This is a genomic window from Nocardia suismassiliense, from assembly GCF_900269665.1.
Taxonomy (GTDB): Bacteria; Actinomycetota; Actinomycetes; order Mycobacteriales; family Mycobacteriaceae; genus Nocardia; species Nocardia suismassiliense.
The window spans coordinates 6,620,648-6,643,516 of sequence record NZ_LT985361.1 but is presented as its reverse complement, the minus strand read 5'-3'; the positions used below and the strand labels follow the sequence as shown (position 1 = coordinate 6,643,516).

Annotated in this window: 13 protein-coding genes and 3 pseudogenes; 8 read left to right on the top strand and 8 right to left on the bottom strand. The window is 68.0% G+C overall.

The genetic code is table 11. From position 1 onward, the window contains the following. Positions 1 to 466: 466 nt before the first annotated feature. Positions 467 to 1,324, bottom strand: a complete 858-nt coding sequence (locus tag DBO33_RS29455; RefSeq protein ID WP_234391107.1) for a DUF2189 domain-containing protein — start codon at positions 1,322 to 1,324, stop codon at positions 467 to 469. Between the two features lie 1,010 nt (positions 1,325 to 2,334). On the opposite strand from DBO33_RS29455, the gene DBO33_RS29445 reads away from it, so the two are divergent. Continuing rightward, positions 2,335 to 3,504 (top strand): phosphotransferase family protein, encoded by a 1,170-nt coding sequence (locus DBO33_RS29445; protein WP_107657975.1) that lies wholly within the window; start codon positions 2,335 to 2,337, stop codon positions 3,502 to 3,504. A 793-nt stretch (positions 3,505 to 4,297) separates the two neighbouring features. Here DBO33_RS29445 and DBO33_RS29435 read toward each other — a convergent pair. The 3 genes from DBO33_RS29435 to DBO33_RS43115 form a co-directional block, all read right to left on the bottom strand. Next, a complete protein-coding gene (locus DBO33_RS29435) occupies positions 4,298 to 5,059 on the bottom strand; it encodes an alpha/beta fold hydrolase (protein ID WP_159080592.1) in 762 nt (253 codons plus the stop codon). A gap of 513 nt (positions 5,060 to 5,572) precedes the next feature. After that, the gene (locus tag DBO33_RS29430; protein ID WP_407670544.1) at positions 5,573 to 7,222 is read right to left on the bottom strand and encodes an alkaline phosphatase D family protein; all 1,650 of its coding nucleotides are present in this window, start codon (positions 7,220 to 7,222) and stop codon (positions 5,573 to 5,575) included. 928 nt (positions 7,223 to 8,150) lie between these two features. Next, entirely contained in the window at positions 8,151 to 8,618 is a 468-nt protein-coding gene (locus DBO33_RS43115; RefSeq protein WP_159080591.1) for a hypothetical protein, read from the bottom strand. A 136-nt stretch (positions 8,619 to 8,754) separates the two neighbouring features. Between DBO33_RS43115 and DBO33_RS44185 the strand changes: the two are divergent. From DBO33_RS44185 to DBO33_RS29390, 7 genes and pseudogenes are all read left to right on the top strand, one after another. Beyond that, positions 8,755 to 8,940: pseudogene (locus DBO33_RS44185) on the top strand (replication-associated recombination protein A); the annotation flags it as partial. Positions 8,941 to 9,059: 119 nt separating this feature from the next. After that, positions 9,060 to 10,229: pseudogene (locus DBO33_RS29415) on the top strand (replication-associated recombination protein A); the annotation flags it as partial. Between the two features lie 219 nt (positions 10,230 to 10,448). Next, complete coding sequence (alaS, locus tag DBO33_RS29410) at positions 10,449 to 13,115, top strand: alanine--tRNA ligase (protein WP_107657972.1); 2,667 nt, start codon at positions 10,449 to 10,451, stop codon at positions 13,113 to 13,115. Further along, complete coding sequence (gene ruvX / locus DBO33_RS29405) at positions 13,115 to 13,729, top strand: Holliday junction resolvase RuvX (protein WP_234391106.1); 615 nt, start codon at positions 13,115 to 13,117, stop codon at positions 13,727 to 13,729. Before alaS ends, ruvX begins: the two co-directional genes overlap by 1 nt. Then, entirely contained in the window at positions 13,726 to 15,252 is a 1,527-nt protein-coding gene (locus tag DBO33_RS29400; protein ID WP_199856793.1) for an endolytic transglycosylase MltG, read from the top strand. The genes ruvX and DBO33_RS29400 overlap by 4 nt, the downstream gene beginning before the upstream one ends. Continuing rightward, a complete protein-coding gene (locus DBO33_RS29395; protein ID WP_107657970.1) occupies positions 15,242 to 16,057 on the top strand; it encodes a shikimate dehydrogenase in 816 nt (271 codons plus the stop codon). Before DBO33_RS29400 ends, DBO33_RS29395 begins: the two co-directional genes overlap by 11 nt. A 1,504-nt stretch (positions 16,058 to 17,561) precedes the next feature. Beyond that, positions 17,562 to 18,020 (top strand): B-4DMT family transporter, encoded by a 459-nt coding sequence (locus DBO33_RS29390; RefSeq protein ID WP_234391105.1) that lies wholly within the window; start codon positions 17,562 to 17,564, stop codon positions 18,018 to 18,020. A 355-nt stretch (positions 18,021 to 18,375) separates the two neighbouring features. Here DBO33_RS29390 and aroB read toward each other — a convergent pair whose 3' ends face one another. From aroB to DBO33_RS29370, 4 genes and pseudogenes are all read right to left on the bottom strand, one after another. Further along, the gene (gene aroB, locus DBO33_RS29385) at positions 18,376 to 19,494 is read right to left on the bottom strand and encodes a 3-dehydroquinate synthase (protein WP_107657968.1); all 1,119 of its coding nucleotides are present in this window, start codon (positions 19,492 to 19,494) and stop codon (positions 18,376 to 18,378) included. Between the two features lie 602 nt (positions 19,495 to 20,096). Then, positions 20,097 to 20,615 (bottom strand): annotated as a pseudogene (locus DBO33_RS44175) (shikimate kinase); the annotation flags it as partial. Beyond that, positions 20,612 to 21,823 (bottom strand): chorismate synthase, encoded by a 1,212-nt coding sequence (aroC, locus tag DBO33_RS29375; RefSeq protein ID WP_107660681.1) that lies wholly within the window; start codon positions 21,821 to 21,823, stop codon positions 20,612 to 20,614. The gene aroC and the pseudogene DBO33_RS44175, both read right to left, overlap by 4 nt. Positions 21,824 to 22,164: 341 nt before the next feature. Then, complete coding sequence (locus DBO33_RS29370) at positions 22,165 to 22,800, bottom strand: A24 family peptidase (protein WP_107657966.1); 636 nt, start codon at positions 22,798 to 22,800, stop codon at positions 22,165 to 22,167. Between the last annotated feature and the right edge of the window lie 69 nt (positions 22,801 to 22,869).

Sequence of the window (22,869 nt, the reverse complement as noted above, 5' to 3'; positions counted from 1 at the left end):
GCGGTGTGGCAGGGCTGAACGCCAAGCGGTGGGTTCCTTCGCCGGTCAGTCTGTGAAGGTGGCCGCGGATGAGGTGTCGAGCCCTGCGTTCCGTCATCGGTCAGTCTGTGCGGCCCAGCTGAGATCAGGCAGCGTTCCTCTCCTGCCAACTCGGTGGTGAGCGCGGCCGAGTATGGCGCTGCGTTTTCGCCGGCTGCACCCATTTCTGCAAGCGGCACACCAGTGAAGCCCGAGCGGTGCGTTCCTCCACCGGCTGAGCCGCGGGGTGGCGGTTGCCAAGCGCCCCGGCGCTGCGTTCCTTCGCCGGTCGATCCGCGGCAGACCAAGCGGCCACCCCGATCGCAGGAGCACAGCCGCACACTTTCTGATGTGGCGCATACGGAATCGCATGCAATTCCGTATGCGCCACATCAAAAGTTGTGCAGGTGGCCGGGTTGTCCGTGTGGCTTCGATCGACGTGTGGCGATTAGAGGGGCGAGACGGTGCCTGCGGTGAGGGTTCGGTAGGCGTAGGTGACTGCCATGACTGCGACGGGTCCTGCGACGAGTAGACCGAGGCCGCACAGTAGAACACCGACGAAGGTGACGAACAGGACAGAAAGGGCGAGCAGTAGTACCGGCCAGATGTTGGTGACCACCAGCGTGGCGCTGGACTTGATCGCCTCGAACGGCCCCTCGTTCTGGTCGACGACGAAGTGCAGGGAGAACATGCACAGGATGCCGGCGATCAGTCCGGGTACGAGGCAGAGCGCCGCACCGATGACGGTCAGGAGGAACGCCAGCAGGGCGGTGATCAGCACATTGCCGGCGTTCACGAAACGGAAGTACGAACCGAAATGCGGTTTGTAGCCGTCGGTTTCATAGAGTGCGCCGCGCACCATGGCGGCCTGCAGCAGCCAGACGGCGGCGAGTACGGCGAGGAAGATCAGTAGTACCGGCAGCAATGTCGTCGGGTCGGTGAGTTGCACGACGAGCACGAAGCCGAGGTAGATGACCAGCCCGCATGCGATCACTCCCATCCATGGCCCTGGATTCGAGCGGAACCGTTCCCAGCCGTAGCTGAGTGCCTGGCCCACATCGAGGGTGCCGGGGGTGGAGGCGGCGGCCTGTTGGTAACCGTAGGTGGGTGGTGTTCCTTGCGGGGGCATCATGCCCGGCTGTTGCATGCCGCCTTGTGGTGGCGCGCCGTAGGACGGCACGTTCCCTTGTGGCGGCATCGATCCCGGTGGCATGGTGCCTTGTTGCGGCATGGACCCGGTCGGCATTCCCTGTTGCGGCGTGGATCCGGGCGGCATGGTGCCTTGCGGTGGTGATCCAGCTGGCATGTTCCCTTGTTGTGGTGATCCCGACGGCATGTTGCCGTGTGGCGGCATCGATCCGGGTGGCGCCGTCCCCTGTTGCGGCATGGAACCTTGTGCTGGCGAGCCCGACGGCATGTTGCCGTGTGGCGGCATCGATCCGGGTGGCATCGTCCCTTGTTCCGGTATGGAACTTTGTGCTGGTGATCCCGAGGGCATGTTCCCTTGGGGCGGCATCGAACCGGGTGGCGCCGTCCCCTGTTGCGGCATAGAACCCGGCGGTACGTTTCCTTGCGACGGCATGGAACCCGACGGCATGTTTCCTTGTTGTGGCGAGCCCGTCGGCATATTTCCTTGTGGCGGCATCGATCCCGGCGGCAGGTTCCCCTGCGGGGGCATCGCTCCCTGCGGCCCAGTGCCTGGTGGTGGCGTAGCGCCCGGAGGCATACCCGCGGATGCCGCCGCCGCAGCCCCGGCACCGGCACCGGACCCGGACCCGGACCCGGACCCCGAAGGCATACTCGTGGGTTCCGCTCCGGGCCCGGTCCCCGGCGGACCGTAACTCGGCTGACCCGTTTGCCCAGGATGTGCTGATGACTGCGGCGGTGCGACCGGCGGCGGTGGCTCGACGGGTTCGCTGCCGTACTGCGCGGCGCCCGGACCTTCGAACTGCGGGTACCCGGCCGACCCCGCCATCTCGTGCTTGCCGTGCTCGGTGCTCGCGCTCGGCGGCTGCGGTGGGTGACTCTCGTGCTGGCCCTGTTGCGCCGCGTGGCGTTCGTCGTCTCCGTGCTCGGGAGGGTCGCCAGCTGATGCGTGGGGCGGGGGAGGCGGTGTGCCGGTCATGCCATAGACCTTTCCACTCAACTGGTTTGCGGTGTGGCGCAGAGCAGTTGACGATGAGAAAACCTGACGGGTGCAATCGTGTCAAGCAACGGCCGCCCGTCCCGTAACCTCGAGAGAGACACGCCGAACGACGCGGAAAGGTTGTGTATCCGCTCGCTAGAAGTGACCTGATGCGAGTAACTTGAAGGGCGATGACCGCACTATTGGCCGAACGCGCCGCCGAAGTCGTGTCCGCAGCGCAACAGTTGCTCACAAAGCGAATGGGTGCTCCGGTAAAGCTGAGCGATCCGATCGAACTCAGCGGTAGTGGTAGAACGACGGTTCTCCGTGTGCGTGTAGCGGAAAACCCCTACTCGCTGCCGCGAACGCTCATCGTCAAACAAGTTCGCGGACACTCGCAGGACCGCACCACGGGTGGTCTCGCGCCCGGAGTCGCCAGCATCGACTCCGCGTTCCTCCGTGAAGCGGTCTCGTACCAGTTCACCACTGCGCTGAGCCGCGAACAGCGACCGGGCGCGTACCTGATCGCGCATAGTTTGCCTGAGCGTTTGCTGATCCTCAGTGACCTCGGCGAGAATTCGCTGCTTACTCAGATGTTGCGGTCCGGCGCCGAACCGGCGACCAGGAACGGGATGATGGCGTTCGCGCAGGCGCTCGGCCGTATGCACGCGGCGACCGTCGGCCGCGAAGCCGATTTCGTCGCCCTGCTGCGCCGCGTCGACGTGGTGCATCGCGTGGACGGCATTGCCCAGCAGGCCGAATCCGCGATCGCCGAGGTGCCCGGACTGCTGCAGCGCGAACTCGGCATCGAGGTGCCCGGCGAGATCGCCGAACGGATCGTGCGCGGCAACCGACTGTTCTCCGCCGGGCGATTCCGCGCGTTCAGTCCGTCGGATCTGTGCCCCGACAACGTGATTCTCAACGAGGAAGGCGCACGCTTCCTCGACTACGAGTGGGGCGGATTCCGCGACGCCACCCTCGACATCGCCTACGCACTGGTGTCCTTCCCCGGCTGCCTGTGCGACTTCGAACTGTCCAGGGAACGCGCCAGGCAGATGGTCGAAGCATGGCGCTCCGAGGTGGTCGGCGTATGGCCGGCCCTGGCCGACGACGAGCTGATGTCCGAGCGCATCCTCGAGGCCCGCCTCATCTGGGTGTGGCTGTCCACCTACTGGTTTCTCCCCGCAGACCACGCCCGCATCGCCGCCGCCCGCGAACACGGCATGTCCGTACCGCGGTCGGAAGCCTTGATCAACCGCTGGGCCGCCCTGGCCGAAGACGCCCGCTGCACTGGAGACGACATCATCGGCGACTTCGCCGAAGACGTCTCAGCGATGCTCGAAGAACGCTGGTCCGAGTAGCGGAACATACCCACCGTCCGCACGCCTGTAGGTGACCCCAACTTCCCTGGCACCGCAGGCGACGACCCGCTCGGCGACCGGGTCGCGCGCCGACTTGACGTAGATTCCGTGCTCTTGACTGAGGTTGCAGCCTGCGTCAAGAGTGCGGAACTTACGTTAAGTGAGATGGTCGCCGAGCGGGACATCTCGGTGGGGTCCCTCGCGTTTGGTGCCACCGATCCCGTTCGGCGGGCGGTCAACCTCTAGGCGGTGCCGGGAGTGGCAGTGTCACTGAATTGGATTGGTGCTGCGGCGAATCAGGCGGGTCGCCCCCCGAAAGTTGCGCTAGCGACGGGCCGATAGTAAATGGCACAATGCGGGGGAGTCCGACTTCGAGCGTCGGAATTGATCGAGGGGGCCATCATGGGTTACCTGCTATCAGCGATTGCCGTGCTGGCCATCCTTGCTGTCGCACTCACAATCCTGGTCATCCGCCGCCGCAACGCGGACCGCCACGACACTGGAAACCCACTGACCCGCGCCCCCCCGCCCCCCCCCCCCCCCCCCGCACCGCTCCCCCCCCCCCGCCCCCCCCCCCCGACCGGCCGCCCCCGGCCCTCCCCCCCCGGCCGCCGCGCCCTCCGCCGCCCCCCGCGGCCCGGCCCTCCGTCGCGATGCCCCGCGCCTGCCCCGCGCCACACGGCGTGTCGNCGCAATCGGATTCCCAGACCTAGCGCCCAGAATTCGTGGACGTCCTCGGTCCACCCGAGCACGTCCGCGATCACCGTCTCCGGAGAACCTGGGCAGTGACCGGTCAGCTCAGGTCGCCGGCGAGGAACGGCGAAACGCGCGGCAGCACCTCCGTTGCATTACTCCACGCGGTGATGTGGTCGTGGTCGGGTATCGACAGGAACCTCGTGCCGGTCCGTTCGGCGAAGGTCCGCATCGGTTGGTACCAGATGTCGCCGGTGCCTGCGTAGAGGAGCATCGGGACGGGCGACTCGGCCAATCGGTCATGCAGGCCGGGCTCGGCGGAGAACGCCGCGTAGTTCGCGCGCAGCGCCGCCGGGTCTGCGGCTTCGATCACGGCGGCGAGCGCGGGATCTGCGGTGGATCCCTGCTCGATCAGCGGGTACACGTCGGCGTCGTCGGGCAAGCCCAGTTGGCCGCGCATCAGGGCGAGGGCCGAACCGAATCCATCGATCGGGTCGAAGGCGCCCGCGACGAGCCTGGTGAGACGCTCGGGTGCGTGCACGGCGACAGCGAATCCGGTCAGCGCGCCGAGCGAATAGCCCCAGTACGCGGCCCGATCCGCGCCGACCTCGTCGAGCACCGCGGTCACGTAATCGGTTCGCCGCTCCAGTGCGTAGTCGATCGGATCCCGCGGGCTGTCACTGTTGCCGAGACCGAGCGGGTCCACGGTAATCACCGTGTGGGTCGCCGCCAAAACCGAGGTGTATCCGGCGTCGGTCCAGTGCGCGCCGACCTGGAACATGCCGGGGTGCAGCACCAGCGGCGGCCCGTCCCCGACTACGTCGAAGGCGATCTTGTATCCGTTGCTGCGTGCGATAGGCACCTTGATTCCTTTCATCGACTGTTCGAAAGCCGGATGAGCGTACCGATTGCCAATCCCGCCCCGGTTCGAACATCGGGGCTGTGGTGTCCGTTGAGCTTCATCCGGCACGGATCGAGTTTCCGAGCGGAAACCGTCCGATCGACCTGCCACGCAAGGCCTCTGGCCGATCGGACGGAAGCCAGGGGCAGCACCGACAGCTCAGGACCCGGGGAACGTCTCGCGGATGCGCCCCACGACCGCGCATTGTCGTGTCAGCCTGCCCCCAGTCAGCGCGCCGCTGTCGCTTTTGGCGGGCTGCGGTCATCGACTTGGGGCTTGCCGGACAAACTGTCAGCTTGCGGGCGTGGAACGAGCTCCGGGCGCCCGCCTGTCTGGACGGGCCAGCGAAGTTCTGTCGCAGCCAGTCGGCTCGCCGCGCAGCCAGTCAGCGTGTCGGGGCTTGCCGCGCGGACTGTCTGTGTGGCGGGGCTTGGCGAGCGGACTGTCAGTGTGGTGGCCGCACCGCGCGGACTGTCAGCTTGCCGGGGTGGAGCGGGGTTCGAGGCGTCCGCCGGATCGGACGGCGAGCGAAGTTCCGTGGCGCACAGCGGAGTTCGGGTCGGTTACGTCGATGAGGTAGAACCAGTCCATTTGGGTCTGGTCTGGGGTTACCTCTAGGACGCCGTAGCCGTGGGAGTCCAGTTCGGTGTAGTGCAGGTGGCGGTTGACGCTTCGGATCGAGTCCGCGATGGGGGCCGAGTTGAGCTTCAGTAGGTCGCCGATGCTGGTGGAGGTGACCGAGGGGATGACGAATTCGGTGCCTGCGGTGGGACCTGCGGGGTAGTTGGCGGCGTCGATGGGGAGGTCTGCGGCCCAGGAGGTGTGGATGTCGCCGGTGAGGAATACGACGTCGGCGATCTGCTGGTCGGTGATCGCGCGGAACAGGTGCTGGCGGTCGGCGGTGTAGCCGTCCCACTGGTCGCCGTTGACGGTGAGGCCGGACTGCGGGAGGCCGAGGGTGCTGGTGATGGCGGCGGTGGTGGCCGGTTCGAGCGGTGGGAAGACGAGTGGGGCGATCATCACCGAATTGCCGACCAGCTTCCAGCGCACCGGTGCGGACGCCAAACCGGCAGTGAGCCAGTCCATTTGGGCTTTGCCGGTGATGGTGCGCGCGGGGTTGTCCGCCTCGCGCCAGCCCGCGCCGGGCTTCGCTTCTTGGTCGCGATAGCTGCGCAGGTCCAGCATGGATAGTTCGGCGAGCGTGCCGAAACGAAGCCTGCGGTAGATCTGCACCTCCGCGCCGGAACCCTGCGCGCGCACCGGCATCCATTCGAGATAGGCCTGCGCGGACGCGGCCCGGCGGTCCTGCCAGCTGCCCTGGGTCGCCGGGTTGTGGTTGTTGGCGCCGCCGGACCACGAGTTGTCGGCGGATTCGTGGTCGTCCCAGGTGCAGATGAACGGCTGGCGGGCGTGCAGCTCCAGCAGATCGGGATCGGTCTTGTACTGCGCGTGCCGGATTCGATAATCGGCCAGGCTGACGATCTCGTTCGCCGGATCATGCGGCCGCACAGTGCCATTGCGTCCGCCGTACTTGCCGCGGCCGTACTCGTAGATGTAATCGCCGAGGTGCACGATGGCGTCGAGATCGGTGCGGGCGGCGAGATGCCGGTAGGCGCCGAAGTATCCGGCCTCCCAGTTCGCGCAGGAGACGATCCCGAAGCGGAGGCGCTCGGGCGAATCACCGAGCGCTGGGGCGGTCCGGGTGCGGCCGATCGGGGACGTTTCGCCCAGGGCAGTGAACCGATAGAAGTACTCGCGACCCGGCGCAAGGCCCGCGGCATCGACCTTCACGGTGTGATCGGAAGCCGCTGTGGCCGTGACGTTTCCGGAAGCCGCGACGCTACCGAACCCTTCGTCCTCAGCGATTTCCCAACGCACACTTGCCGATTCGCCCACACCTGAGCCCGGCGTCGCCTCGTCGGACACGGTGACGCGGGTCCACAGGATTACCCCGTTCGGCAACGGATCACCAGAGGCGACCCCGTGCCGGAACACCGCACTCGCCGCCCACGCCGGAGCCGCGCTCAGCACCGCCGCCGCAGTAGCAGCCGCGCCACCTTTCAGCAGGGTGCGCCGCGCGAAGGGCCCGAACGGAGAATCTGAAACGACCGTGTTTTCAGCCACGAGTATTGATCACATCCGATGCGCGGTCGACACGCAAATCGGCTCGCCGCACACCGCCCAGATCGCCGAACGGAACATGAAGGAGGCCCACGTGGCGTGTCCCCACCGCCTTGTCCCTGTCGGAGGCCGCGGTGCGGTTGTTCGGGACATGGTGGCGGCGGGACGGCATGTGGCTATGCGGCTGGCAGGGGATCGGTTCGGCGGATACTCGCCGGATCGTCAGACGGGACATGACGGCGCCCTACGCGGTGGTGCACCGCCGCCATTTCCCCTAAGACAAGAGTCTTGCTGCCGAGCGGGACGTCGTGGCTGCCGATGCGGTGCGTCACCGCCGCCATGTCCCTCTTGGCGACAGCGTTGGCGTGGGTCGTGGCATGGTGGCGCGGGCTGGCCTGTTGGTCGTGCGGTCGGCATCCGGTCGGTTCACCGACATTCTCGCGGGTCGCCGACCGGACACGGTGGCCGGCCGACCTGCGTGTCACCGCCGTCATGTCCCTTTCGGCGATAGCGGTGCCGTCGAACGGGATATGAGGGTGGCCCACCCCGCGAATCTTCGTAGTCATGTCCCGTCCGGCGGCAGCGCTGCCGTTGCTCGGGACATGCTGGAGCCGGGCGGTATTGGGGCTGTGCAGCTGAAACCCGAGTGGCTCGGCGCACATCGGCCGGATGCCGGCACGCTCGCGGGCGCCCAAGGGACTGACGGCGCCTTACGCGGCCGGGCTCCGCCGCCATGTCCCTTTCTGCGATAGCGGTGCTGTCGAACGGGATATGGCGGTGGACCACTCGGCGAATCGCTGCCGCCATGTCCCGCCCGGTGGCAGCGATGGCAATGGTCGGGACCAGGTGGTGGGCGTGGTCTAGGTGGCTCCGCCGCCATCCCTGAAGCGACAACGCCGCCGTGGTTCGAGTTGTCGAGTGGGCGTGGTAGTCAAGTCGGCGGTTCGAGGGTGCGGCTGGCATGCGATCGCGTGGCGCCGCCGACCGGATCGTCAGCGGGACCTAGTGGCGGCTCGTGCGGCGTGTCTCCACCACGGTGCCCCTTTCGGCGGCGGCGCTGCCGCTGTTCGGGACGTGGTGGCGGCAGGGCGGCACAGTAGCTGTGCGGCTGGGAGGGATCGGTTCGGCGTACACCCGCCGGATAGTCAGGCGGGGCATGGCGGTGCCCTACCTGGTCGGTCTCCGCCGCCATGTCCCGTAAGACCTGCCGCTGGAGCGGGACCTCGTGGCGGCGGATGTGGTGCGTCGCCGCCGCCGTGTCCCTTTCGGCGACGACTGTGCTGTCGAGTGGGATGCCGTGGCGGCGGATGTGGCGCGTCGCCGCCGTGTCCCTTTCGGCGACGACTGTGCTGTCGAGCGGGACGTCGTGGCGGCCGACGTGGTGCGTCCTCGCCGCCATGCCCCTCTCGGCGACGACGCTGCTGACGAGCGCGACATGGTGGCGGCCTGCGCGACGTGTCGTCGCCGCCGTGGCACCCGGCAGCGTGCGGGTGGTGGTGCAGCGCGTTCGGTCTTGTCGGTGTACCTCGGTAACGTTGCCGGATGTGACCGATGGCTTGTTCGACGTGCCCGGCGACGGTGTGCCTGCAGAGCACAGCATCGACAGTGTGGTGCGCCGGGATTCCGGGGCGCCGCTTGCGGTGCGGATGCGGCCTGCGTCGTTGGACGAGGTGGTCGGGCAGCGGCATTTGCTCGGGCCGGGGTCGCCGTTGCGGCGGGTTGGGGGCCGGCTCTTTTACACATCTTGCGCTGCCGACGACGGCGTGGGGGGTGGTTCCTGCTACGGCCGGCTTATCTAGCAGAAAAGTGTACCGGTCGGTGTAGTCTGCGTGGACGCGCGAGNGAGGGGTCGGGGGCGGCGTCGGTGCTGTTGTATGGCCCGCCGGGCACGGGTAAGACGACGTTGGCTTCGCTGATTTCGCATTCGACCGGTCGCCGGTTCGAGGCGTTGTCCGCCTTGTCGGCGGGGGTGAAGGAAGTGCGGGCGGTGATCGATGTCGCGCGGCGCAGGCTGTCGGCGGGTGAGCAGACCGTCCTGTTCATCGATGAGGTGCATCGCTTCTCGAAAACGCAGCAGGACGCGCTGCTTGCCGCGGTGGAGAACCGGATCGTGCTGCTCGTCGGCGCGACCACGGAGAATCCGTCGTTCTCGGTGGTGTCGCCGCTGCTGTCCCGTTCGCTGGTGCTGCAACTGCAATCGCTCACCGAGGACGACATCCGTCAGGTCCTCCTGCGCGCGATCCACGACAAACGCGGACTGGACGACCAGTACACGGTCTCGGACGAGGCCCTCGACCACATCGTGCGCATCGCGGGTGGCGACGCACGCCGCGCGCTCACCGCACTGGAAGCCTCGGCCGAATCCTCGCTCGACGGCACCGTCGGCGTCGAACTCGTCGAGGCCAGCGTGGACAAGGCCGCCGTCCGCTACGACCGGGCGGGCGACCAGCACTACGACGTGATCAGCGCCTTCATCAAATCCATCCGCGGCTCCGACGTCGACGCCGCACTGCACTACCTGGCGCGCATGCTCACGGCGGGTGAGGATCCGCGTTTCATCGCGCGCAGGCTGATGATTCATGCCAGCGAGGACATCGGCATGGCCGACCCTACCGCCCTGCAAACCGCCACCGCCGCCGCACAGGTTGTCCAGCTGGTCGGTCTGCCGGAAGCCCGCCTCGCCTTGGCGCAGGCCACGATTCACCTGGCCAGCGCGCCCAAATCCGGCGCCGTGATCGCCGCTCTCGGCGCCGCCATGGCCGACGTGGCTGCTGGCAAGGCGGGTGCGGTCCCGCCGCACCTGCGCGACGGCCACTACGCGGGCGCGGCGAAACTCGGCAACGCCCAGGGCTACAAATACCCGCACGACAACCGAGACGGCGTGCTCGCCCAGCAGTACCCGCCGGACGAACTGGTCGGCGTCGACTACTACCAACCCACCGACCACGGCAACGAACGCGAGGTCGGCCCGCGGGTCGACAAACTGCGCCGGATCATCCGCGGCAAGTAGGCGGAACCGGCGTGCGTACCCGGGGTCGATGGCCGGACCGTGCTGCGCTGGGCCATCCGCGGAGACGAGACGGCTCGCCCTTCGCGCCCGCCCTCAAGGACCTGCCAGCGGGACGAAGCGCCACCAGCGCGTCAGACAATCGCCGCAAGGTTGCGGGGTGTCCCACAGCACCCGACTCGATGAAAAACCACGTGCACGGCACCGGTAGGCTGGATATCTGTGCAGACCCACGAGATTCGACGGCGCTTCCTGGACCATTTCGTCCGTGCCGGCCATACCGAGGTGCCGAGTGCCTCGTTGATCTTGGCCGACCCGAACCTGCTGTTCGTCAACGCAGGCATGGTCCAGTTCAAGCCGTACTTCCTGGGCCAGGAGGCTCCGCCGTACCCGCGCGCGACGAGCGTGCAGAAGTGTGTGCGCACCGGTGACATCGAAGAGGTCGGCGTCACCACGCGGCACAACACCTTCTTCCAGATGGCGGGCAACTTCTCCTTCGGTGACTACTTCAAGGAAGAGGCGATTCGCCTTGCCTGGGAGTTGATCAGCAAGTCGCAGGAGGACGGCGGTTTCGGCTTCGATCCCGAGCGGATCTGGGTGACCGCGTACGAGTCCGATCCGGAGGCGGCCGAGATCTGGCGCCGGGTCGCGGGCATTCCCGAGGAGCGGATCCAGTTCCGCGACGGCAAGGACAACTACTGGGACATGGGCGTGCCCGGCCCCGGTGGTCCGTGCTCGGAGATCTACTTCGATCGCGGCCCCGAGTACGGCCGCGACGGCGGCCCGGTCGCCGACGAGGACCGCTACCTCGAGATCTGGAATCTCGTGTTCATGCAGGACGTGCGCGGTGAGCTGAGCCCGAAGGAGGGCCACCCACCGATCGGTTCGCTGCCGAAGAAGAACATCGACACCGGCATGGGCGTCGAGCGTGTCGCCATGCTGTTGCAGGGTGTCGAGAACGTCTACGAGACCGACCTGCTGCGCCCGATCATCGACAAGGCCGAGGAACTCACCGGCCGCTCCTACGGTGTCGAGCACGAGAACGATCGCCGCTTCCGGGTGATCGCCGACCACACCCGTTCCAGCGCCATGCTGATCGCCGACGGCGTGAACCCGGGCAACGACGGGCGCGGTTATGTCTTGCGCAGGTTGCTGCGCCGGATCGTGCGCTCGGCGCGACTGCTCGGCGCGGAGAAGCCGGTGATGGCGGAGTTCATGAAGGTCGTCAGCGACCTGATGGCGCCGTCGTACCCGGAGCTGGCCACCGATTTCCAGCGCATCGAGACGGTCGCCGTCGGCGAGGAGACCGCCTTCCTCAAGACGTTGAACACCGGCTCCGCGCTGTTCGACAACACTGCGAGCGCGGTGCAGGCCAAGGGCGGCAATACGATTCCCGGATCGGACGCCTTCAAGCTGCACGACACCTACGGCTTCCCGATCGAGCTCACGCTGGAGATGGCGGCCGAGGCCGGGCTGACGGTGGACGAGAACGGTTTCCGTGAGCTGATGGCCCAGCAGGTGGCCAACGCCAAGGAAGACGCGCGCAAACGCAAGCACGGCCACGCCGACCTGACCGTCTACAAGGAGCTGGTCGATCGCGGCGCCACCGAGTTCACCGGCTTCGACGAGCTGACCTCCGAGGCGAACGTGCTCGCTCTGATCGCCGACGGCGTGCGGGTGCCCGTGGCCTCGGCGGGCCAGGACGTCGAGGTGATCCTCGATCGCAGCCCGCTCTACGCCGAGGCCGGCGGCCAGATCGCCGACCGCGGCGCCATCACGGCTTCGGGTGTGAAACTGCGCGTCAACGACGTGCAGAAGATCGCCAAGAAGCTGTGGGTGCACAAGACCACCGTCGAGCAGGGGCAGATCACCGAGGGCGATGTCGTTCTCGCGCAGGCGGATCCGGCGTGGCGTCGCGGTGCGACCCAGGGTCACTCCGGCACACACATGGTGCACGCCGCGCTGCGGCAGATCCTCGGCCCGAACGCCGTACAGGCGGGTTCGCTGAACAAGCCGGGTTACCTGCGGTTCGACTTCAACTGGCAGGGGCAGCTGTCCGAGAGCCAGAAGGCCGATATCGAGGCCGTGTCCAACGACGCGGTCGGCGCGGACTTCCCGGTCAACACCTTCGTCACCGACCTGACCAAGGCCAAGCAGATGGGCGCGATGGCGCTGTTCGGCGAGAACTACGGCGACGAGGTGCGCGTGGTGGAGATCGGCGGCCCGTTCTCGATGGAGCTGTGCGGTGGTACGCACGTGCAGCATTCCTCGCAGATCGGCCCGATCACCGTGCTCGGCGAGTCCTCGGTCGGTTCCGGCATCCGCCGCGTGGAGGCCTTCGTCGGGCTCGACTCCTACAAGTACCTGGCCAAGGAGCGCGCGCTGCTGGCCGGTGTGGCGTCCTCGCTGAAGGTGCCCTCGGAAGAGGTGCCCGCGCGGGTCGAGCAACTGGTGGAGCGGCTCAAGGTGGCCGAGAAGGAACTCGAGCGCACCAAGATGGCCGCGGTGCTGTCCTCTGCGGGCAAGTTCGTCGAGGAGGCCGAGCGGATCGGTGCCGTGCTGCTGGTCGCCGTCGCGGCGCCCGAGGGCGTCACCGCCGGTGATCTGCGCACGCTGGCCACCGACATCCGCGGCCGGTTCGGCACGAACCCCGCCGTGGTGGTGCTGCTCGGCAACGCCGACGGCAAGGTGCCGTTCGTGGTGACCGTCAACAAGGGCGCTCAGGACCTCGGCTTCAAGGCCGGCGACCTTGTCGCCGCCTTCGGCCCGAGCATCGCGGGGCGCGGTGGTGGCAAGCCGGAAATGGCGCAGGGCGCCGGATCCGACCCGTCGGGGATTCCCGCCGGTCTCGCCGCTGTCCGCGCTCGGGTGGCCGAACTGGCCGGGTGATGGCTTCGCCGAGCGATTCCGCAGGGGGTGGCGGTCGGGCACGTGACGTGGCCGACCCCGACCATCCCGAGAGGTCGGCGCCGCACGGCGCCGACCGGCCCCATCCAGACACCGACCCGGGTCGCGGCCGGCGGATTGCCGTCGATGTCGGCAGTGTCCGGATCGGCGTCGCGTCGAGCGACCCGGACGGTGTTCTTGCCACGCCCGTGGAGACCGTGCCGCGCGCGAAGCCGAACAAGCGCTCGGCCGGGCCCGCACCTGATATCGCCAGAATTGCTGAAATTGTGCGGGAGTACGAGGCCGTCGAAGTGATCGTGGGTCTACCCCGAACATTACGCGGGGAGAAGGGCACTGCCGCTACCATTGCCACCGCATTCGCCGATCAGTTGCGGGCCGCCGTGTCGCCGGTGCCTATACGACTTTCCGACGAACGTTTGACTACGGTGTCAGCTGCACGTGCATTGCGGGACAGTGGAGTTCGCGCGCGTGGCCAGCGGCAAGTGATCGATCAGGCGGCGGCCGTCTCGATCCTGCAAGGATGGTTGGACGAACGGAGTGCGGTGTTGAGGTCGGTTGAAGCGGTGCGGCACGCGTCGTCCGAGGACGACGCATGACGGATCGATGGGCACGAGCCGAGGAACGGTACCGGCAGCGCGAAGCTGATCGGCGTTACCGGCGTGACGACCGAGCCTGGGGCGGGCAGAACAGCAGAGACACGCGCGGCAAAACGAACCGGGTGGTCGGCCGGGAGCAGGACGACTGGGACGACTACGAGGACGACACCACCGTCATCCCGCGCTACACCGACGACATGGACCCGCCCGAACCCGCGCCACGCCCGCGGGCCGACTCGGAGCGCCCGCCGCGTAAGCGCGTCGGCCGCCGGGAAGCGGCTCGGCACGAGGACGACGAGCCGGAGGAGGGCAGCCGGCGGTCGCGCAGTGCGCAGCGCGGCAAACGCTCCCGTGCGGCCTCGCGCAAGGCGCAGGAGCGCAAACGGCGCAGGCGCACCATGTGGCTGTTCGCCGGTGTCTTCGTGCTGCTGTTCGCCGGTGCCGCGGTGTTCGCGGGCATGAAGCTCATCGAGAAGCTCGGCCCGCCTGAGGATTTCGCCGGACCGGTCGGGCCGTTGGTCGTGGTGCAGGTGCACGACGGCGACACCTCGCAGCAGATCGCAGCCAGTATGAAAGAAAAAGGCATCGTCGCCAGCACCGGCGCGTTCATCGAAGCGGCCGTGCGCAATACGAACATGAACTCGGTGCAGCCGGGCTTCTACGCGATCCCGAGCCGCAGTCCCGCGGTGCAGGCGGTGTCCGCGTTGACCGGTAAGCAGGCCAGGGTCGGCAACCTCGTCATTCCCGAGGGACGGCTGCTGCACGACCAGTTCGAGGTGGGCTCCGGCAGGCGCACCGACGGCATCTACCGCATGATGGCCGAGGCCAGCTGCATCGGCACCGGCACCAACCAGAAGTGCGCGACCTACGAAGAACTCCAGGCCGCCGGTTCGAGTGTCGACCTCGCCGCGCTCGGCGTGCCCGCCTGGGCCGTGCAGGGCGTGCAGAACTGCCCGGACCGGACCAGGCAGCTGGAAGGCCTGATCGCCGCGGGCACTTTGGATTTCGACCCGAGCGGCACGCCGGAGCAGATGCTGCGGCAGGTCGTGACGGCCAGCGCCAAGGCCTATGAATCCACCGGCCTGTTGCAGTCCGGCGGCGAGACCAAGCTGACGCCGTACCAGACGCTGATCGCCGCGTCGCTCGTCGAACGCGAGGCCAAGCCGCAGGACATGGGCAAGGTCGCGCGGGTGATCGTCAACCGGTTGCGGGTTCCGCAGATGCTGCAGTTCGACTCGACGGTGAACTACGCGCTCGACCGCACCGAGGTGCAGACCACCGATGCGGACCGTGCCCAGGAAACGCCGTGGAACACCTACGCGATGTCCGGGCTGCCCGCGACACCGATCGCCGCACCGTCGCTGAACGCGTTGCGCGCCATGGAGAACCCGGAACCCGGGGATTGGTTGTACTTCGTCACGGTCGACAAGCAGGGCACCACGCTGTTCACCGACGACTACAACCAGCACCAGCGCTACATCCGGCAGGCGCAGGCGAGCGGAATCCTCGACAGTGGTCGCTGAACGCAAAGCGGCAGTGCTGGGTAAGCCCATCGCGCACTCCCGTTCGCCGCAGTTGCACCTGGCCGCGTATCGCGCGCTCGGGCTCGACTGGAGTTACGAACGCATCGAGTGCACGGGCGAGCAGTTGCCCGGACTGGTCGACGGGCTCGGGGCCGAATGGGTCGGGCTGTCGGTGACCATGCCCGGTAAAGAGGCGGCGCTGGCCTATGCCGCTGAGCGCACCGAGCGGGCGGTGCTGGTCGGGTCGGCCAATACGCTCGTCCGGCGTGACGGTGGTTGGTGGGCCGACTGCACCGATGTGGACGGTGTGCTCGGTGCGTTGCGTGGGGGTGGGGTTGTCGGTTTGGACGAGGCGGTGGTGCTCGGTGCTGGTGGTACCGCGCGGCCTGCGCTGCTCGCGTTGTCCGAACTCGGTGCGAAGACGGTGACCGTGATCGCTCGGGATGCCGGGCGGGCGAGCAGTGCGTTGGATCTCGCGGAGCGGCTCGGCATGAATGCGGCGGTGACGGCGTTCGATCCGGATGCGCTCGTCGGACTGTGCGAGCGGGCGAGCGTGGTGGTGAGCACGATTCCGGCCGAGGCTGCCGCGGTGGTTGCGGAGGCGGTGGCGAAGGCTCCTGTGGTGCTCGACGCGATCTACAACCCGTGGCCGACGCCGCTGGCCGAGGCTGTTGCGCGGGCTGGGCATACGGTGGTCAGTGGGTTGCAGATGCTGTTGAACCAGGCGTATGGGCAGGTTGAGTTGTTCACTGGGCGTGCGGCGCCGCGCGCGGAGATGGCTGCGGCGCTGGAGAGTTCGGCCTGACTCGGCTGGTGTCGGCTGGAAGTGGTCGTGCTGCTGGAGTGTTCGGGTTGATCCGGCTGGTGTAAGTGTGTGTCGGCTGGAAGTGGTCGTGCTGCTGGAGTGTTCGGCTTGACCCGGCTGGTGTCGGTGTGTGTCGGCTGGAAGTGGCCGTACTGCTGGAGTGTTCGGCTTGACCCGGCTGGTGTCGGCGTGTCTCGGCTGGAAGTGGCCGTGGTGCTGGAGAGTTCGGGCTGACCAGCTGGTGTAGGCGTGCATCGGCTGGAAGTTGCCTTGGCGCTGAAGAGTTCGCACTCGTTCTCGGGATCCGCACTTGCTATTGGGGTCCTTAGGTGGTGCGGATTCCGAAACATGGTGCGCCTGTTGACCTCAGCGGTTCTCAGCTGCGGACTGACGCGGTTGATACGGGTGTACGTCGGCTGGAAGTAGCTGCAGTGCTCGCGAGTTCGGCCGCACGGGGCTGATGGAGGCGTGGCGGCGGGCCGCTGCGGGTGCTTGCGAGTGGGACCTGAACCGGCCGGTGTCGGCGAATACTTGGTGGTCCGACGCGCTGGTGGCCCTTCGTCCAATCGTGAGCGACGCCGCCGTCATGTCCCGTCCGGAGGTGGTGATCGTGTCGTGGGGGACCTGATGGCGTCGGATTGCGGGTGAGTGCGCCGTCGTGTCCCGTTCGGGGGTGGTGGTCATGTCGTGGGGGACCTGATGGCGTCGGATTGCGGGTGAGTGCGTCGTGATGTCCCGTTCGGGGGTGGTGATCGTGTCGAGGGGGACGTGGTGGCAACGAATTGCGGGTGAGTCCGGCGTTGTTTTCCGTCCGCGGGTGGTGACCGTCTCGAGAGGGACGTGGTGGCGCTGAAGTGGGCGGTTGTGCTCGGTGCAGGGTGATCGTTCGATGGGGGTGCTGCGGGTTTCGTGTTGTCCGGGTGGTCGACGTCGGCGACGGTTGCGCTACAGACTCGGCGCGGTGGACACGAGATGCCGGTGGGGACGAAATGCTGTTGTCGCCGGCTGCCAAGCACGTTCGACGGAGGTCGCCGGCCCCGCACCACTGATGACGTTGCGATCCGCACCGACGGGTATTTGTAACCCTAGGCGTTGCCGAGTTTCGCCGCGCCGCGTAGTGCCCGTTCAGCAGGTGCTGGCGGGACTGCACCCGCTTTATCCGCAGCCACGTCAGCCATGGCGGCGGCGATCACGGCGCCGGATTTGGGCACGCTGACCAAGTGAATGGCGACCTGCACCAAGGCGAGCTTCAGACGGGCCGACCTTGCGCGGTCCCATGACCGGCCTGGGCGGGAATGGCGTGCAGCCGGGAGGGCGTGCTCGTGTGCTGTCGGCCAATGGCGTGTAGCCGGGAGCGCGCGCCCGTGTGCGGCCGACGAGTGTCGGCGTAGTTCTGCTGCTGGAGTCGGGTCAGTCGGCGCTGTCGTCGGTAGGAGAACACTTCGTCAGAAACTGATACCGGTTCTAGTTTGGTTCGGCGATGGGCAGGGTTATGGTGGTGCGCATGAATGCTTGGGTGTTGCGGGCTATCGTGCTCGGCGCGCTGGTCGTTTTCCTGCGCGCCGCGCTCGGGTTCGCGATGGTGAACTGGCCGACCCACGGGGTGTGGATGCGGATGTTCGGCCTGTTTCTGCTCGTCGCCGTCGTCCTGTACTGGGGATTGCTGGACGGGCGCAAGGACCGGTCGGCCCAGCCCGATCCCGAACGCGGCACCGACCTGACCCTGCTCTGGTTGAAGGCTGCGGTGGCAGGTGGCGTCGGCAGCGGTCTCGGCGCGTGGCTCCTCGACTGGCTGCCCAAGTTCGACCTCGGCGACAACGGCCTCCTCTTCGAACTCACCGCCGGCTCCGCATTCATCGTCCTGCTCATCTTCATCCCCGCCCTCATCGGCGTCGGCCTCGGCCGCATCCTCGCGGACCGCTCCAACAACAAACAGCCCACCCCAGCGCCCACCCCCGCCTGACCCACGGCGCAGCCCCACGTTCGGCCGACCTCACGGCGGCTCTGGCTGGCGCGAGGCCTGGCCCGTGCTCGGCGAGTTCCGCGGCCTGCCCGGCACACATTTGAGCCTGCCCCCGCATGTCCGGCTCCCGCCGACGGCCTCGGCCAGCGCGGCGGCGACCTTGCGATCAGCGGCCGCCACTGCGGTCATTGCACTGGCATGGTGATGAGGCAGCCAACTTTCGGCCGTGACACTGCCAACCTCCGTCTAATGCCCTGAGATCGGGTGCTCGCTGATCGCGTTCGGGCAGAGGTTCGAGGCAAAACAGAACGGCGCACCCCGTAGGAGTGCGCCGTTTCTGCTGTGCGAGTGCGGGTTACAGGAGGATGCCGGTGCTCGGGGTGCCTTCGCGGGCGATGGCGGAGTACGCGGCGGCGAGGAGGGTGGGGTCGGGGCCTTCCAGGCGGCCGGGCTTGGCCAGGCCGTCGAGGACGACGAAACGCAGGACGCCGGAGCGGGTTTTCTTGTCGGTTTGCATGGTGTCGAGGAGTTGGGGGAGGGCGTCGGCGTCGTAGGTGGTCGGCAGGCCGACGCTTTCCAGGACGGCGCGGTGGCGGTCGGCGGTGGCGTCGTCGAGACGGCCTGCGAGGCGGCCGAGTTCGGCGGCGAAGACCAGGCCGACCGAAACAGCCGCGCCATGACGCCAGCGGTAGCGTTCGCGGCGCTCGATCGCGTGGCCGAGGGTGTGGCCGTAGTTGAGGATCTCGCGGAGGCTTGCCTCCTTGAGGTCGGCGGCGACCACGTCGGCCTTCACCTGGATTGCGCGCCGGATCAGCTCGGGCAGCACGTCACCGGTGGGGTCGAGCGCGGCCTCGGGGTCGCGTTCCACCAGGTCGAGGATGACCGGGTCGGCGATGAAACCGGCCTTGATGATCTCGGCCATGCCGGCCACGATCTCGTTGCGCGGCACGGTTTCCAGAGTGGCGAGGTCGACGAGCACGGCGGCGGGTTCGTGGAAGCAGCCGACCAGGTTCTTGCCCGCCTCGGTGTTGATGCCGGTCTTGCCGCCGACGGCGGCGTCGACCATGGCCAGCAGCGTGGTCGGTACGTGCACGATCTGCACGCCGCGCATCCAGGTGGCGGCCACGAAGCCGGCCAGATCGGTTGCGGCACCGCCGCCGAGGCTCACCACGACGTCGTTGCGGGTCAGGCCGATTCGCCCGAGTACTTCCCAGCAGAAGCCCGCGACGGCGAGTTCCTTACCCGCCTCGGCGTCCGGGATCTCGATGCGGTGGGCGTCGATGCCGGTGTCGGCCAACGCCTTGCGCACCGCCTCGGCGGTCTCGGCGAGCGGCGGCTGATGGAAGATCGCCACCGACCGCACGCCTTTCGTCGCGCCGTTGACCGCCTCGACGAGCTCACCGAGCAGCCCACGGCCGATGATCACCGGATACGGGTCCGCGGTACGAACTTCGAGACGATTCGGCTCACTCACGTCTGCTGCTCCGATTCTGTTGATGCTTCCTGGTGTTTGCGCGCGCGAACGCGAGCCCGCCGCGCCCTGGCTCGTCTGGCCCGTCCGCTCGACGACTTGCCTTGACCGGAATCTTCCGTGCCGTTCGACGGTGCTGTCGCGTCGGTTTCAGCCGCGGCAGCCGACCGGCGAGCGCGCCAGCCTCTCCCGGTCGAGCCGGAAGGCTTCGCCGCTGAGGTCTCGGTTGTGGACGGGCCGTTGGCAACTGAGCTGGTCGCTGCAGACTCTGCGGCCACCGGGGCATTCGCAACCGACGTCGTCGCGGACTCACTACCACCTCGCCGCGTGCGCCAGCTCCGTCCCGCGCTCGCAACGGACTTCTCCGCCGCAACGGACTTCTCCGCCGGAGCGGACGTCTCCGGCTCGCCGGATCCGTCTGCGCCCTCCCGCGCGGCAGCTGCCCTGCGCGCGGCAGCACGCGCACGTGCACGGCGCCGGGCCCGAGATCGACTGCTGCCCTGCGGCGTTGCGGTGTCTTCGGCAGTGCTCGGCGGAGTCCCTGTGTCGGTGAGCTCCGGACAGTCGGCATCCGCGCCGGTGTCCGAGGTGACCGGCTCGAAACCGAGTTTGGCGAGCACCATCTTGACGACGCGCCCGGGGCTGCGGCCGTCGGTACGCACCCGAACGGTGGCGACCTCGCGGTAGAGCGGCCGCCGCTTGCGCATCAGCTCGCGATACTTGGCAGCGGGGTCGGCACCGTTGAGCAACGGCCGATTGGTGCTCGCCCCGGTGCGACGCAGTCCTTCGCCGACACTGATTTCCAGGTAGACGACGGTGCGGTTGCGCAGCAGATCCCTGGTGTCCTTGGACAGCACGGCGCCGCCGCCGAGCGAGACGACACCGCGCTCGGCGAGGATGGCGCGGCGCACCACCCGCTCCTCGATCCGGCGGAACTCGGGTTCGCCGTCGGTGGCGAAGATCTCCGGAATGGTGCGCCCGGTCTCGCGTTCGATGCCCGCGTCGGTGTCGTACAGCTCGACGCCGAGTTCCTTGGCGAGCTTGCGGCCGATCGTCGTTTTCCCCGCGCCCGGCGGTCCGACCAGCACCACGCGCGGGGCGCGCGGATCGGTCTGCACGATCATGGCGTGCTGGTGTCAGCGGGCGCGTTGTGCGGGCGGGCGCTGATCCGCTTGACGTAGCTGGTGATGTTCTCCAGGGTCTCGCCGAGCGAGTCGCCGCCGAACTTCTCCAGCGCGGCCTGCGCGACGACCAGCGCGACCATGGACTCCGCGACGACGCCCGCGGCGGGCACGGCGCACACGTCCGAGCGCTGGTGGATGGCGACGGCTTCCTCGCCGGTGGTCATGTCGACGGTGGCCAGAGCGCGCGGCACGGTGGAGATGGGCTTCATCGCGGCGCGCACGCGCAGTGCTTCACCGTTGGTCATGCCGCCCTCCAGGCCGCCGGCCCGGTTCGTCGAGCGCAGCACGCCGTCGCTGCCGGGCCGCATCTCGTCGTGCGCCTGGCTGCCGCGCCTGCGCGCGGTCTCGAAACCGTCGCCGACCTCGACGCCCTTGATGGCCTGAATGCCCATGAGCGCGGCGGCGAGCCGGGAATCGAGCCGGTTCTCGCCGCTGGTGAACGAGCCGAGGCCGACCGGAAGTCCTTCGACGACCACCTCGACGACGCCACCGAGGGTGTCGCCGTCCTTCTTGGCCGCCTCGATCTCAGCGATCATCGCGGACTCGGCGTCCTTGTCGAACGCGCGCACCGGGCTCTCGTCGATGGCGGCGAGGTCGGCGGCGGCCGGGATGACACCGGTGGTGTTCTGGGCGGTGCCGATCGAGACGACGTGCGAGATCACCTCGACGCCGAAGGCCTGCCGCAGGAAGTTCCGCGCCACGGTGCCCGCCGCGACGCGTGCCGCGGTTTCCCGGGCGCTGGCGCGCTCCAGCACGTTGCGTGCGTCGTCGAAGTCGTACTTGAGCATGCCGGAGTAGTCGGCGTGGCCGGGGCGCGGCCGGGTGAGCGGGGCGTTGCGGGCCAGTTCGGCGAGTTCGTCCGGGTCGACCGGGTCGGCGGACATGACGGTCGTCCACTTGGGCCACTCGGAGTTGGCGATCTCGATGGCGACCGGTCCGCCCATGGTGCGGCCGTGCCGGACACCGCCGACGACGGTCACCTTGTCGGCCTCGAACTTCATCCTGGCGCCGCGGCCGTACCCGAGCCTGCGGCGCGCCAACTGCGCGGAGATCTCGTCGGACGTGACCTCGACACCGGCCACCATGCCCTCGAGGATGGTGACGAGAGCGGGACCGTGGGATTCTCCGGCAGTTATCCAGCGCAACACGTGCTCCATCTTCCCATGTCGGCGCGCCCGCTCCGGCACGCGGCCCGCAGTGATGACGGGCACGTTCGGCGCACCCACCGTCCCCGCACCCGGTGAGGCGCTGCCGGGTCGGCCCACGGCCCCGGGGTTCGACCCCGCAATCCGCAGACGCCGTGCCTGCCGCCCTACGCGCCATTCGGCACCCGCGAGACGCCGTTGCCCGCCATAATCCGACACATCCGGCTGCTGCGAGATGCGGTAACCTGCCGCCCTCGACATCGTTCGATGCTCGCAAGATGCCTTGCCTGCCGCAAGCCGCCGCACCCGGCGCTCGCCAGAAGCCATGAGCGTCGCGCTACCCATCATGATCCGCCGCCGCCCGCGGTGGCCAGCGCGCACACCGTAGCTATACACATGGCGGGCCCGTGCGGTATCGCGATTCGGCTGGGTCTTTCGACCCTCCGCTTAGCGACCGGAACTTCGCATGGCGGCACACCCGAGGGGCTAGGTGAACTCCGGCTCGACGCCGATCGACCGGCAGAGTCGCTCATTCGGCTGGACGGGTCGGCGGACTCGCGGATTTGGTGGAAGGGGGCGGTGGAACAGCGGATTCGGCGGGGCGGATCCGTGAAATTACGAATTCGGCACAGGACCACCGCAGCAATCCCAGCGCACGCCGTGAGCAACGGTGCGGCCACCGCCGCCCGAACCCACGCGTGCCCACCACCGAGCGCCGCCGCCGCACCCAACCCGACGGCTAACTTCACATCTCCGGCACCGAACGCCGCGGGTAGCGCCAGATGCACCAGCAGATACGGCACCGCGAGCAGCACGGCACCCAGCAATGCGGCTGTGCATTGATCTGTGGACAAGGCATAACCGAACACCGCGACCGCACCCCATCCGGTCAGCGAATTCGGCAATCTCCGCTGCCGAAAATCGATGACGCTCAACACAACACACCACGCGAGGAGGGCGGCGAAAGCAACATTCGGCATGCCGTCCACTCTCGTCCGATCGCGGCGCGTGACAACCCCGCTCGACCCGAATGTGCATAGCTTTCCGAC